11 protein-coding genes and 2 tRNA genes are annotated in these 12,800 nt (G+C 31.4%); 7 read left to right on the top strand and 6 right to left on the bottom strand.

Translation table 11 applies throughout. The features are described from left to right. Positions 1 to 25: 25 nt before the first annotated feature. The 4 genes from ACKTTV_RS12065 to ACKTTV_RS12050 all read right to left on the bottom strand — a co-directional run bounded on the left by ACKTTV_RS12065 (position 26) and on the right by ACKTTV_RS12050 (position 5,984). Positions 26 to 961: an FHA domain-containing protein gene (locus ACKTTV_RS12065; RefSeq protein ID WP_408031090.1), complete on the bottom strand. Its 936-nt coding sequence runs from the start codon at positions 959 to 961 to the stop codon at positions 26 to 28. A 440-nt stretch (positions 962 to 1,401) separates the two neighbouring features. Then, on the bottom strand, positions 1,402 to 1,629 hold the full coding sequence (locus tag ACKTTV_RS12060; protein WP_408031089.1) for a hypothetical protein: 228 nt from the start codon (positions 1,627 to 1,629) through the stop codon (positions 1,402 to 1,404). A gap of 150 nt (positions 1,630 to 1,779) precedes the next feature. Beyond that, positions 1,780 to 2,994, bottom strand: a complete 1,215-nt coding sequence (gene dinB, locus ACKTTV_RS12055; protein WP_408031088.1) for a DNA polymerase IV — start codon at positions 2,992 to 2,994, stop codon at positions 1,780 to 1,782. Then, positions 2,991 to 5,984 (bottom strand): DNA polymerase III subunit alpha, encoded by a 2,994-nt coding sequence (locus tag ACKTTV_RS12050; RefSeq protein WP_408031087.1) that lies wholly within the window; start codon positions 5,982 to 5,984, stop codon positions 2,991 to 2,993. The genes dinB and ACKTTV_RS12050 overlap by 4 nt, the downstream gene beginning before the upstream one ends. 52 nt (positions 5,985 to 6,036) lie before the next feature. Here ACKTTV_RS12050 and ACKTTV_RS12045 point away from each other — a divergent pair, with 52 nt between their 5' ends. The 3 genes from ACKTTV_RS12045 (at position 6,037) to ACKTTV_RS12035 (ending at position 9,315) form a co-directional block, all read left to right on the top strand. Further along, entirely contained in the window at positions 6,037 to 6,816 is a 780-nt protein-coding gene (locus tag ACKTTV_RS12045) for an XRE family transcriptional regulator (RefSeq protein WP_408031086.1), read from the top strand. A 134-nt stretch (positions 6,817 to 6,950) separates the two neighbouring features. Next, a complete protein-coding gene (locus ACKTTV_RS12040; protein WP_408031085.1) occupies positions 6,951 to 8,324 on the top strand; it encodes an exonuclease domain-containing protein in 1,374 nt (457 codons plus the stop codon). 88 nt (positions 8,325 to 8,412) lie between these two features. Continuing rightward, the gene (locus ACKTTV_RS12035) at positions 8,413 to 9,315 is read left to right on the top strand and encodes an EamA family transporter (protein ID WP_408031084.1); all 903 of its coding nucleotides are present in this window, start codon (positions 8,413 to 8,415) and stop codon (positions 9,313 to 9,315) included. Between the two features lie 556 nt (positions 9,316 to 9,871). Here ACKTTV_RS12035 and ACKTTV_RS12030 read toward each other — a convergent pair. Beyond that, on the bottom strand, positions 9,872 to 10,738 hold the full coding sequence (locus ACKTTV_RS12030; protein ID WP_408031083.1) for a peptidylprolyl isomerase: 867 nt from the start codon (positions 10,736 to 10,738) through the stop codon (positions 9,872 to 9,874). A gap of 79 nt (positions 10,739 to 10,817) precedes the next feature. Between ACKTTV_RS12030 and ACKTTV_RS12025 the strand changes: the two genes are divergently transcribed. Continuing rightward, a complete protein-coding gene (locus ACKTTV_RS12025; protein WP_408031082.1) occupies positions 10,818 to 11,192 on the top strand; it encodes an RNA-binding S4 domain-containing protein in 375 nt (124 codons plus the stop codon). Positions 11,193 to 11,229: 37 nt separating this feature from the next. Beyond that, positions 11,230 to 11,733 carry a phosphoribosyltransferase family protein gene (locus tag ACKTTV_RS12020; RefSeq protein WP_408031081.1) on the top strand — a complete coding sequence of 168 codons (504 nt, stop codon included), beginning with the start codon at positions 11,230 to 11,232 and terminating at the stop codon, positions 11,731 to 11,733. On the opposite strand, the gene ACKTTV_RS12015 is transcribed toward ACKTTV_RS12020, so the two are convergent. Further along, entirely contained in the window at positions 11,730 to 12,245 is a 516-nt protein-coding gene (locus ACKTTV_RS12015; RefSeq protein ID WP_408031080.1) for a shikimate kinase, read from the bottom strand. The genes ACKTTV_RS12020 and ACKTTV_RS12015 overlap by 4 nt on opposite strands. A gap of 118 nt (positions 12,246 to 12,363) precedes the next feature. On the opposite strand from ACKTTV_RS12015, the gene ACKTTV_RS12010 reads away from it, so the two are divergent. Together ACKTTV_RS12010 and ACKTTV_RS12005 are read left to right on the top strand one after the other, a co-directional pair. After that, a tRNA-Lys gene (locus ACKTTV_RS12010) sits at positions 12,364 to 12,436 on the top strand. Between the two features lie 39 nt (positions 12,437 to 12,475). Further along, a tRNA-Leu gene (locus ACKTTV_RS12005) sits at positions 12,476 to 12,560 on the top strand. The last annotated feature ends 240 nt before the right edge of the window (positions 12,561 to 12,800 follow it).

Raw genomic sequence — 12,800 nt, 5'->3', positions numbered from 1 at the left:
TAAAAAAGGGTTTATTTAGTTGGTTTTAGGCAAACGCATGCTCTTTGTTTATTTCAAATTTTGGTAACCCAAACCTTAATTTTCCCTTTTTCCTTTCAATAATATTTGCGAAAAGAAAACCATATGGTTGAAGTTTCATAAGGTTTTTTCGTAAACGATAAATCAACGTGTTAACATAATATGCATCAACCTCTTTTAATAATTCTTTACCTAAAGAGGTATATAAATCATCCATGTTTACCCATCCGCATAAATCGACATTTACACCATAATTCAAATCTTTTTGTTTTTTTCTTACCAAATACAACAAGAGATGGTTAAAAACACGATTCCCTAAATCGAGCTCCAAATCATTAATCTCAATTTTTGATATAATGTTTTCTTCATCAATGCTAATAAACAACTTAAAACATGCATTTTTCGTAATATCAGCGTTTAATAATGTTTTGGATAGACTTTCATTGTCAATAAATCTATATTGAACGTTGTTGATAAGGTATATTTTTCCATTGACAAGCTCTATTTCTTGAGTTTCATTATCAAGAATCCATTTATTTTCATTGTTTTGGAAAACATAAGAATTGGTTGTTTGACTTTCCATGATTATTCCTTCTTTATTTAAAAGAATTATCTCATTGTTTTCTGCTACTGGATCTAGAAAGCTTCTTGGCTCATCTATATTTATTATTTTCCAATTGTCTTTTTGAGAACTTGAAAACTGAATTAAGTCATTCATCTTTAAAGTAACAGTTTGATGGTGTATAAGCTTAGAGTTAACTTTGGTTCCATTACTACTAAAATCGGTTAGTTTCCAACAGTTACTTTCCCAATAAATGACTGCATGTTTTCGGGAAGCATCGTTATAGTTAATTACACTTGTATTATTGGGATCTCTGCCTACAGTATGTTGCGTATGAATAACATAAAGTTTATTATTCATCATGTTTTGAGCTATTGCCATATGAGGGATGTTTAAATTATTATATTTTCTTCAGAAAAACATCTAAGTATAGCAGTTTGTGGCTGTTTTAAGATATTGGCATATACAGTAAAATTTAGTCAAAAAAAGACTGCAGAGGAATTTGTTTTACAACAATAGAATATGTAAAACATGTTTTCTGAAAAAAAGAAAAATATGTTATGAAAATAAATAGAGTGTCTTAAGTAAAAAAACTCATTTTTAGAGTATAATATTGGTTAATGGAGACTCTAGAGTTTGGGGATAAAGAATTCATTTGATTTTATAATAGTTTGGTTATTATCAAATATAAGAAAAAATAGTTTTTATGACACTAATTTTAGGAAATTATGAAATAAATATGTAAATATTTGAAGGTATAAAAAAACACCGATTTAAACTTTCATTTAAATCGGTGTTCAATTATTTCATTGTGCTACTTCCTAACAGATATAAGTTCCTTGACCAATTACATCAGGACAATAGTGTCCAGGCTTAGGAGTACAGTTATCTACTGGTGGAACATAACAGCATACTTTTGCTCCGTTTTGATAGATGTAAGATCCATCTCCTCCACATACTGGCTCGAAGAAAAATCCTCCTTTAATTTCTTTTAATGTTTCAGTAGTTAATTTCTTAGTTCCGCTTAAATTTAAAATTGATTTTTTCATTCTAGTAGTTTTTATTTTTTGGTTAAATAAATGTGATCCGAATATAGTTATTATTTTAAAGAAGACTTGATAAATTTTAAATTTTAACTTATTTTTTTTGAATAATTCTCATTATTTATTTTAATACTTTAAGTATCAGTAAATAATATTTTATCGTCTTCGATTAGGCAATAAAGGTGGTGGCTCGCCAGTAAACGGATTCCATCTTGAAATACTTTTAGCTTCCATTCCAGTTGCACGTATAACAGCACGGTCTCCATAACGTTCGCGCATTTTATCCATGGCCTGGTAAAGATTAATTATCTTATCATTATCATCGAATAAATCAATTTGATAGCCTCCTTCTACTAAATGACTAAACTTTACTCCTATCAAACGTACTAATAAGCGTCGTTTGTATAAACTTTTATACAACTCCTTTACCAGAGGAATGATTTTATGATCCGCCGAACTATAAGGGATTCTACGCTGTAATGTATAGGTTTGAAAATCGGAGTAGCGAATTTTAAAGGTTACGCAAGCGGTTAGTTTATTCCCTCTGCGTAATTGATAAATCAAGTTTTCAGTCATTGCTACAATAATGCTTTCCAATTTACGAACATCTGTGGTGTCTTTATCAAAAGTACGTTCTGTAGAAATAGATTTACGCTCATGATATTGTACTACAGGACTATGATCAATACCATTTGCTTTTTTCCATATAGAAATTCCATTTTTTCCAAATACCCGGGACATCATTTCTATTGGCATTTCTTGTACTGTTTTAATCTTTTTTATACCCAAATCGCATAACGACTTGTAAGTTACCTCGCCAACCATGGGGATTTTCTTAACGGATAAAGGCGATAGAAATGGTTTTTCAGTTCCTTTATCTATTTTTATTTGATTGTTAGGTTTGGCTTCTCCTGTAGCGATTTTAGATACAGTTTTATTAATTGATAAGCCAAAAGATATAGGTAAACCTGTTTCTTTGATAATCCGTTGTCTTAATTCTGTAGCTAGTTGATGACAACCGAAAAAGCGATCCATTCCTGTTAAATCAATATAAAACTCGTCAATCGATGTTTTTTCATATAAAGGAACCATTTCTTTAATGACTTCAGTGACTGACTCAGAGAATTTTGTGTAAATACCAGCATTTCCACGTAATACAATAGCTTCAGGACATAATTGTTTTGCCATGCGCATAGGCATAGCGGAATGAATACCAAATGCACGTGCTTCGTAACTACAAGAGGCTACCACTCCTCTATCAGATGTTCCTCCAATGAGTACAGGTTTTCCTACTAAACGACTATCTTTTAATCGTTCACAAGACACAAAAAAGGTATCTAAATCCATATGTATTATGGAACGTTCACTCATGATGCATTTCTTTTAGGACGTGGGCGTTGTGCTTTTCTACTGTCAGCATATCTAGGGTCTTCAATAATTGCTAAACGTTCCATACTACTCACCTCAATAGTTATACATTCAAACTCTTCAATTACTTTTCCATATAAGCGATATACTCCCTTTCCTCTGAAAGGATATTTTTTTGCTATGGGAGGAAAATGAACTGAATCTATAAAATAACCATCTCTATCTAAAAAAGTTCCGAAAAACATGGGCTTACCACCTGAAGTACTTGTTTTTTTAGTGGTAACCAAATAGCCTTCAATCGTCACAAATTGGTTCTTATATAGGTGTAAATCATTTGCTTTTAAGAGAAAAGAACTCTCTTTTATTAATAAATCAAAAGGACTACATAGTGGGTAGCCTAATAGTTCCATTTGATCAAAGGCATCTTCTAAAGCGGAAGAAAACAATTCTGGGGTTTTGTGTGTGATTCGTTTAGACCTGAATAAGGTAGGACGATATTCTTCAAAAGTAACTTTGCTAATTTTCATATGTGCTTCCCATAAAAGAGCTCGCTTGTTTCTTTTGGTAAAATCAAATGCTCTTATTTTTATAAGAATTGTTATTTGTTCAATAGAGATAGATACGCGATCAATAAAATCATCCAAACTCTCAAAAGGACCATTTTTAGAGCGTTCTTCTAATATTTTTTTAATGGTTCTACTTTCTAAAGATTGCAAAAACATAAAACCAATGTATATTTCTTTTCCATAGATAACTGTTTCATTATAACTTTTATTAATACATGGGTTCTTGATAATTCCGCCATGCATTCTGGCTTCATGTATATATAACTCTGTGCGATAAAAACCTCCAAAGTTATTCATGGTAGCTACCATATATTCTAATGGGTAATAAGCTTTTAAAAACAAACTTTGGTAGCTTTCTACTGCATAAGAAGCCGAATGCCCTTTAGCAAAAGCATACCCTGCAAAGCTTTCTATTTGCATCCATATTTCTTGTGTTAATTGTAGCGTTTCTCCTTTGTTTTTACAATTTAAGAAAAACTGATCTTTTACCTTTAAAAACTCTTCTCTAGACCTGAATTTCCCAGACATCCCTCTACGTAACATATCCGCTTGTCCTAAATCTAAACCTCCGAAATGGTGAGCCACTTTTATAACATCTTCCTGGTATACCATGACACCATAAGTTTCAGGCATGATATCTAACATTGTTGGATGTGCGTCTTTTCTCCTTTCAGGGTTTCTAAATCGTAGAATATACTCGCGCATCATACCCGATTTAGCTACCCCTGGTCTAATAACAGAACTAGCGGCAACAAGTCCTAAATAATCATCAACCCGTAGTTTTTTTAGTAGCATTCGCATGGCTGGTGACTCTACATAAAAGCAACCAATGGCCTTGGCATTTCTGAGTAAATATTTGATTTGCTCATCTTCCTTGAACCGCTGAATATCGTGTATGTCTATTGGTTCTTTATCAGGGTTGTTATACCGTACTATTTCAACTGCATCTTTAATCTTTCCTAGGCCACGTTGACTCAAAATATCGAACTTGTAAAGACCAATATCTTCTGCTATTACCATATCAAATTGTGTGGTAGCATAGCCTTTTGGAGGCATAAAAGTAGCCGTGTAATAATGAATTGGTTTGTCAGAGATTAAAATACCTCCTGCGTGAATTCCTAGGTAGTTAGGAAAACCTTCAATATAGGTGCTATAAATAACCACTAACTGCGATAATTTATCTAAGCCATTATAGTTATAGTTACCTGAGGATAGTACATCAATTTCAGATTTTGGAAGCCCAAATACCTTTCCTAACTCTCTAACAGCAGCTCTGTATTTAAAAGTATTGTAAACCGTTAGTAAAGCTGTGTTTTTAAAGTTTTCAAAGATAAAGCGGGTAATATCGTCTCTGTCGGTCCAAGAAAAATCAATATCAAAATCTGGTGGGTTCTTTCTATATAAATTGATAAAACGTTCGAAATACAAATCTAACTCCACAGGATCAACATCAGTAATACGTAATAGATAAGCAATAATACTATTAGCTCCACTCCCTCTGCCTACATAAAAATAACCTTTAGATCGTGCGTATTCTAATATTTTCCAATTGATTAAGAAATAAGAGACAAAGCCTTTATCTTTGATAACCTCCAACTCTTTCTCTATGCGTTTATATATTTCTTTGTTAGGATTCTCATAGCGATACGAAATTCCATCATAACTTAGTTTTTTAAGTAAATCATAATCGCTTTTTTCACTTTCTCCAAATACCTTTTGATTTTTAGGAGTTTCTCCAGAGAAATCAAAATCAATACTACATTTATCCAGTATGTCTTGTGTATTCTTAATAATTTGAGGAAATTCAACAAAGGCATTTTTAAGTTCTTCTATAGAAAGAATACCTTCACTTTCAGAAACTTGTTCGGATACAGGAAGCATACTTAACAAGGTGTTATTATCTATAGCACGAAGTAATCGATGTGTATTAAATCCCTTTTTATGTTCAAAAGTTACTGTTTGTAAAACCACAATTTTATTCAAGCTATTTTTCCATTTTGAAAACTTTAACCTATTCAATTCTTCCTTTCGTATTCCTATATATTCATTAGATTTTAGAGTAAAATCAATCGTATTTTGAAAAGGGTAAATGACAAAAGTATCTGGTAACTCCTTTGCTTTTCTAGGGATTTCATAAGAGTTTTGATGTAGAAAGCTGGATAAATATTCATTTATTTTTTCAAAGCCATTATTATTTTGAGCCAACATAACAAATTGTTGTTGCGCTCCGTTTCTAAAATCAACCCCAAGTATTGGTTTTACCTTATAATTAGGAGATAACCGAACCATATCTAAATAAGCCGAAGTATTATTAATATCAGTAACTACAAGCTCTTTAAACTTTTGTTTTTCAGCCAATTCTAACAATCGCTTTGGAGGAATTGTTCCGTATCGTAAACTGTAATATGTGTGATTGTTTAAAAACATTTTTCAAAATTAACTACAAAAAATAGTTTTTCTTGCTTATATTTGTAGTATTATGAATCATATTGCAAAAAACATTCGTCATTTACGAAAACTAAAAGGCTACACTCAAGAACAATTAGCAGATGAAGTTGAAATGACTCGCTCTAAAATAGGCTCTTATGAAGAAGGTCGATCTGACCCTCCTATTGATATGCTTATTCAGTTTTCAGAGTATTTTTCTCTTCCTATAGATGTGTTAATCAAAAACGATTTAACATATGCAACTGATACTTCTTTTATAGAAATCGGAAACCAACGCGTTTTATTTCCTATTTCAGTGGATATGGATAATGAAGATTTGATAGAAGTTGTTCCTGTAAAATCATCGGCAGGTTATTTATTAGGCTATGATGATCCAGAGTATATTGAACAGTTAGAAAAAATAAAGCTTCCATTTTTGCCTACAGGTAAGCACAGAGCGTTTCCTATAAAAGGAGACTCTATGTTACCGATGAAAGATGGTTCATATGTAGTGGCTAAGTATTTAGATGATATTCGTGATATAAAAAGCGGAACTTCATACATTATTGTTACTGCAAATGATGGAATGACCTATAAGCGAGTGTATGATAAAATAGAAGAAAGAAACGCTTTGTTATTAGTCCCAGACAATAAAAACTATCAATCATATCATGTGCCTGTTACTGAGGTGCTGGAACTATGGGAATTTACATGTAGTATTAATACCCAGGAATATGACGAGCGCGATTTAAAAATTAGCAGTATTGCTTCTATGTTAAATCAATTAGGTGTAGAATTAAAGGCTTTAGAAAAAATGGTCAGAGCATCGTAATTATTATGAGTTATAAGTTGTGAATTTTAAGTAAAGAAATAAAACTAAAAACGGCAGATATAAACAATTATACCACGAAAGAAATTAAAAACTCATAATTCATCACTTAAAACTCAAAATTAAAACATAGGAGTATGAAATATTCAATTGTCGATATAGAAACAAATGGCGGTGATAAAATAACCGAGATTAGCATTCTTGTTTTTGATGGAGAAAAGGTTATTGACGAGTTTACTTCATTGGTTAACCCCGAAAGTAATATCCCTTCGTTTATTACCAACTTAACGGGAATTACACAGCCCATGGTGGTCAATGCTCCTAAGTTTTATGAAATAGCTAAAAAAGTATATGAAATTACAAAAGATACCGTTTTTGTCGCGCACAACGTCAATTTCGATTATGGAATTATAGGAAAAGAGTTTAAATCATTAGGGTTTAGTTTTAAACGTAAAAAGCTATGTACTGTACGACTTTCAAGAAAATTACTTCCCAATAAAAAATCATATAGTTTAGGTAATTTATGTGCTTCAGAAGGTATTAAAATTAATGATAGGCATAGAGCCAAAGGAGATGCTGATGCCACAGTAATCTTATTTAAAAAACTATTAGTACTAGATAAAGAACAAGAGAAAAGTGTTATTTCTACGTTTTTGAACCCTCGCTCAAGGCAAGCCACCCTTCCTCCACTCCTTTCTAAAACCGTATTTGACAACCTTTCTGAAAAAACAGGAGTGTATTATTTCAAAAATGAAACTAAGGATATCATCTATGTCGGAAAAGCTAATAATATAAAACAAAGAGTACTCAGTCATTTTTATGATAAAAAGAAAAAAGAAGTGGCTATGTGCATGGCAACTACCGATATTACTTATACTGAAACTGGTAGCGAGTTATTGGCATTATTATTAGAATCTTCAGAAATCAAAAAACATTATCCTAAATACAATAGAGCTCAAAGAAGAACTGCCGAAAGTATCGGTTTGTTTTCGTATGAAGATAGATCAGGCATAATACATCTTGCTTGGAATAAACTAAAATTAGCTCCAAACCCTATCACTAAATTTTATACTGCTGCTGAAGCCAGAAATTTTGTAGAAAAGTTATGCGAAAAATTTGAATTATGTCCTAAATATTGTCATTTACAAACAAATGTAAGCAGTTGTTTCCATTATCAACTAAAAAAATGTCGAGGCGTATGCAGAAAAGAAGAAACGATAAAATCTTATAATTCTAGAGTGCAAGAAGCCCTAGACTCCATAAAATATAAGGAAGATAACTTCATTATTAAACAATCTGGTTTAAAAGAAGATGAATACGGATATGTACTTGTGTTAAATGGTTTTTATAAAGGTTTTGGCTATCTGGATAATAAAAAAGAAGCTTCTTTAGAAGAGTATTTAAATAATATAGAGTCGTTAAAAGACACAAAAGATGTACAACGTATATTAAACACTCATTTAAAAAACTACCCAGAAACCCTTATGTTGCTTGAGGAAGCAGCTTATTGATACAGTCAATAAAGCTTAAAAATACCTCAGGATTTTATTTTTTATAAAAGAGGTTGTTTATTTCCAAGAATGGGTATCTTCGCGCCCCATGTGGATGTACTTAGGATTATTAGCAGCACTGTTTTTAGGATTACATAACTTATGTAAAAAACATGCTGTAAAAGGAAATGAAGTTTTTCCAGTGCTATTGGGAACAATTACAGCTGGTTTTTTATTATTGACTCCTTTATACATAGGATCAAAATACAGTCCAGACACACTAAAAGATATAAACCTTTATATAAATGATATTTCATGGCAAAATCATGGTTTTATCTTTATTAAGTCTTTAATAATGGCTTCTTCTTGGATATTGGCATATCAAGCTCTAAAGCATTTACCAATCACTATTGTTACACCAATCCGATCTGCTGGTCCATTTTTCACCTTCTTAGGAGCTATTCTTATCTACAATGAACAACCAAATGGCTTTCAATGGGTAGGTTTCTTTTTAATCATACTATCAGTGCTATTATATTCTCGTATTGGCAAAAAAGAAGGAATTGACTTTAAATCAAATAAATGGATTTTTGCCATTATTGGTGCTACTTTCTTAGGGGCATCAAGTGGATTGTATGATAAGTTTCTAATCCAGAAAATAAGTCTTACACCACAAACTCTACAGTTTTGGTTCTGCTGGTATACAACAATTATACTGTGCATTATTGTTGCCATAACCTGGCTTCCTTATAAAGAAAAAAGACAAGCCTTTACCTTTCGATGGTCAATGCCAGCAGTAGGGATATTACTACAAACCGCGGATTATTTTTACTTTAAAGCACTACAAGATCCTGAAGCAATGATAATGCTTTTATCTGCTATAAAACGAAGTCAAATTGTGATTGCCGTAGTTATTGGTGGAATCCTTTTTAAGGAAAAGAATAAAAGAAAAAAACTGATACCATTAGCCGGAATTATTATAGGTGTTTTTCTAATATTATATTCAAAATAAAAAAATCCTGTCTCTTTTTAATAAAACAGGAATTTTCACATAAAGTTTAATGTTTCTCTTTCTTCATCGTTAGAATTTCTCCCAACAACAAAATAAAATCTAATGATTTATTTCTATGCAATATTATCATTAATTTAACCGCTGTACAATTGGTAGAATCCCTAATCCGTTCTTAGGGTTTTTCCCTAGTGTTTACGCTGAAAACCCTAGAATTTTATGAGGAAAAAGTTAAGATTACTTTTAACTTGATTTTAATGTGTTTATAATGAGTAAAGTAGATTATTCAATATGTTAAACATTATTTTTTAGAATTTCGGGGGGCTTAAGCTAAAAAAAAGGCTTTTTCAATTCTCACGAACGGAAAAAACCTTTAAATCGCTAATCAAAAAATTAACTTACTACTACGCTGTAAACATACAACCTAATTGTATTTATGTTTCTGAAAAAGAGATAATTGGTAGTAGTACATCGTTAATTGGTTTGATTTCAGAGATAAGTGGTATAAATAGAAAAGCTCATTAAAATTTAATGAGCTTTTCTATATTTTTTTAGGTTTTTAATTCCTAATATTTCTATTCCTATAATCAGGCAATGTAGGGTTATCTGGGTCACTGAAGTCATTTCTAGGATCTCCATCTCCATTTGCATCTTCATCTTTTGTAAGAACTGTGTCATTGTCATCATCAATATCTAGAAAATCTACTGTTCTATCTCCATCTGTGTCATCATTCCATGGTTTACCATCACCATCAATATCTTCATAAATAGAAGGAACATTATCTCTATCATGGTCTGTATCCTTAATAAAATCATACAATTCAACATAGTATAATAATATTTTGTTAGGTAATGCACCTCCATTTCTATATGATATACCAGAAGGTAATATGAAAAAGCCTTTACCCCCATCCTCATATCGTATAGGTCCATTACTTGTAACATTATTTCCATTTCTGAAATGTACCCAAGGATATCTCCATCCTGGTACAACATTTACTTGATTAAACCATTGTGGGTTGATTAAATCCTGCTCCTTTTTAACTTTCGTAGCGGTAGTTAATGTTCTTAATCTATAAACAGGTAATATAGAATCTATAACTGTTGGAAAACCTTTGTCTTCATCAGGAGTTCCTTCTTCTTGAACAAAAACATAATACGTATAATCTATATCAAATTCATTTATCGTTTTTGTAATCAACCTATTATCATCAAACAAAGCAGTTTCCCCACCTTCTATTGGCATAATAGAGTCACGCTCTTCATTGAAGTAGTTGTTCTTTAAAAATTTAACAATAGAATCGTTATCTTTTTTAGCCTGAGCTTCATGATCAAAGTTATCAACTGTTGTATTGTTACTATTGCTACATGCGTACAAAGTCACTCCAGTAACCAAAATGTATAAGAAATGCTTAATTTTTATCATTTAGTTCTAATAATTTTAATGCGCAATTTAGCATTTTTATACCTTTGTAAAAAAAAATTAATAAATTTTAAGATTTTATATGAGAATTGACAAATATTTGTGGTGTATTAGATTGTTTAAAACGAGAAGTATTGCTACAGATGCTTGTAAAAAAGGGCATGTAAAAATTGATGGCAATCCCATTAAACCTTCAAGAGAGATTTATGGTAATGAAGAAGTTTTAATTCGAAAAAACCAAATCAATTACAAAATAAAAGTGTTAGACATCCCAGCAAATAGAGTTGGAGCAAAGTTAGTAGACTTATATAGAAAAGATTTAACACCTAAAGAAGAATTTGAACGAACTGAACTTTTGAAGTATTCAAAAGACTATTATAGAAAAAAGGGAACAGGGAGACCAACGAAAAAAGATAGAAGAGATATTGAAGATTACCATACTGATAATGAAGATTAGTAGCGGTACATTATATATATAAATTTTCATAGATTATATGATTGCACAAAACAATATAATATTAGACAACACACAGGTTGAGCAAAAAATAAAAAGAATCGCTTATCAGGTGTATGAAACCAATAGTACAGAAAATCAAATTGTAATTGCTGGGATTTCAAAGAATGGATACATCTTAGCGGAGAAGTTAGCAAAAGTAATTACTGATATTTCTCCTATCCAAACAATACTTTGTGAGGTGTTTATTGATAAAAAGAATCCAATCAATTCAGTTTCAACTTCAATAGAAAAAGATGAATATAAAAATAAGGCTCTTGTCTTAGTTGATGATGTCCTTAATTCAGGAACAACGCTTATATATGCTGTAAAACATTTTTTGGACGTTCCTTTGAAAAAATTTAAAACGGCTGTTTTAGTAGATAGAAATCATAAAAAATACCCTGTTAAGGCCGATTTTAAAGGAATATCACTTTCAACTTCGATAAAAGAACACGTTAGTGTAGAATTTGATAACGAAAAAACAATAGCTTACTTAATTTAAAGTAAGCTATTTATTTCTTCGGAAATCACATTTCCTTCTTTATTATCTATAGGTATAGTATAAGTAGCCTTACTATAATAATTATTTCTTTCAAAAAGATGTTTGGCTACAAACTCCAATAAATCTTCATCTTTTAAACTAGCTACCAAAGGTCTCTGATCTTTTTCACCTCTCAATCTATTTACAATGGTATTAATAGAAGCTTTAAGATAGAATGATGTAGTATCTTTTGCTTTACCAATAACTTCCATATTATTTCCATAGCAAGGAGTTCCTCCTCCTAACGACAATACATAATTATCGTTGTTCATTAGAAGCTCATTCAAGTATTTATTTTCGATAGTTCGAAAATAAATTTCTCCTTTCCTTTCAAAAATTTGAGGAATAGTTAATTTTTCTTTTTCCTCTATATAATTATCCAAATCTATAAAAGGTAGTTGCATGTTTTTGGCTAAAATTTTGCCAATGAATGACTTCCCACTTGCCATGTACCCTAAAAGAATTACTTTCATATTTATTGAAAATTAAACGCTTACAAATATCTACAAAAAAAACTTAAAAAAAGTTTTTGCCAATTAAAAAACCATTGTATATTTGCACCCGCAATCGCAGATATGCAAAAGCAAAAATGACCGGGTAGCTCAGTTGGTAGAGCATCTCCCTTTTAAGGAGAGGGTCCTGGGTTCGAGCCCCAGCCCGGTCACAAAAAGTTAAGCAACTATGCTTAACTTTTTTCTTTTAGGCGCATATGGCGGAATTGGTAGACGCGCTGCCTTGAGGGGGCAGTATTCATTATGAATGTGGAAGTTCGAATCTTCTTATGCGCACAAACCGAGAGTTTTTGACTCTCGGTTTTTTTGTATCAGTAGTTTTACTAGTCATCTAAGGGTTTTCCCTGATTAAATGTTTAGGGGTTTTAGGTATTTGACACTATCTTCTTTTGCTCTATATTTGAATCAAATTATTCTCATAAAGCTATTTATGAAAAACTAAAACCATAAAGCATACTACCTTAAAACCAAAACTCTTACGTAACAACCTGTTTGTTTGTAAGAGTTTTTTAATGC

It is taken from the genome of Tenacibaculum xiamenense (assembly GCF_964513065.1).
Lineage (GTDB): Bacteria > Bacteroidota > Bacteroidia > Flavobacteriales > Flavobacteriaceae > Polaribacter > Polaribacter xiamenense.
This window is presented reverse-complemented; position numbering and strand designations above follow the sequence as displayed.

Excerpts from the sequence above, each read along its gene's own strand:
- ACKTTV_RS12065 (WP_408031090.1), bottom strand. The coding sequence starts at position 961 with ATGGCAATAGCTCAAAACATGATGAATAATAAACTTTATGTTATTCAT.
- ACKTTV_RS12060 (WP_408031089.1), bottom strand. The coding sequence starts at position 1,629 with ATGAAAAAATCAATTTTAAATTTAAGCGGAACTAAGAAATTAACTACT.
- dinB (WP_408031088.1), bottom strand. The coding sequence starts at position 2,994 with ATGAGTGAACGTTCCATAATACATATGGATTTAGATACCTTTTTTGTG.
- ACKTTV_RS12050 (WP_408031087.1), bottom strand. The coding sequence starts at position 5,984 with ATGTTTTTAAACAATCACACATATTACAGTTTACGATACGGAACAATT.
- ACKTTV_RS12045 (WP_408031086.1), top strand. The coding sequence starts at position 6,037 with ATGAATCATATTGCAAAAAACATTCGTCATTTACGAAAACTAAAAGGC.
- ACKTTV_RS12040 (WP_408031085.1), top strand. The coding sequence starts at position 6,951 with ATGAAATATTCAATTGTCGATATAGAAACAAATGGCGGTGATAAAATA.
- ACKTTV_RS12035 (WP_408031084.1), top strand. The coding sequence starts at position 8,413 with ATGTGGATGTACTTAGGATTATTAGCAGCACTGTTTTTAGGATTACAT.
- ACKTTV_RS12030 (WP_408031083.1), bottom strand. The coding sequence starts at position 10,738 with ATGATAAAAATTAAGCATTTCTTATACATTTTGGTTACTGGAGTGACT.
- ACKTTV_RS12025 (WP_408031082.1), top strand. The coding sequence starts at position 10,818 with ATGAGAATTGACAAATATTTGTGGTGTATTAGATTGTTTAAAACGAGA.
- ACKTTV_RS12020 (WP_408031081.1), top strand. The coding sequence starts at position 11,230 with ATGATTGCACAAAACAATATAATATTAGACAACACACAGGTTGAGCAA.
- ACKTTV_RS12015 (WP_408031080.1), bottom strand. The coding sequence starts at position 12,245 with ATGAAAGTAATTCTTTTAGGGTACATGGCAAGTGGGAAGTCATTCATT.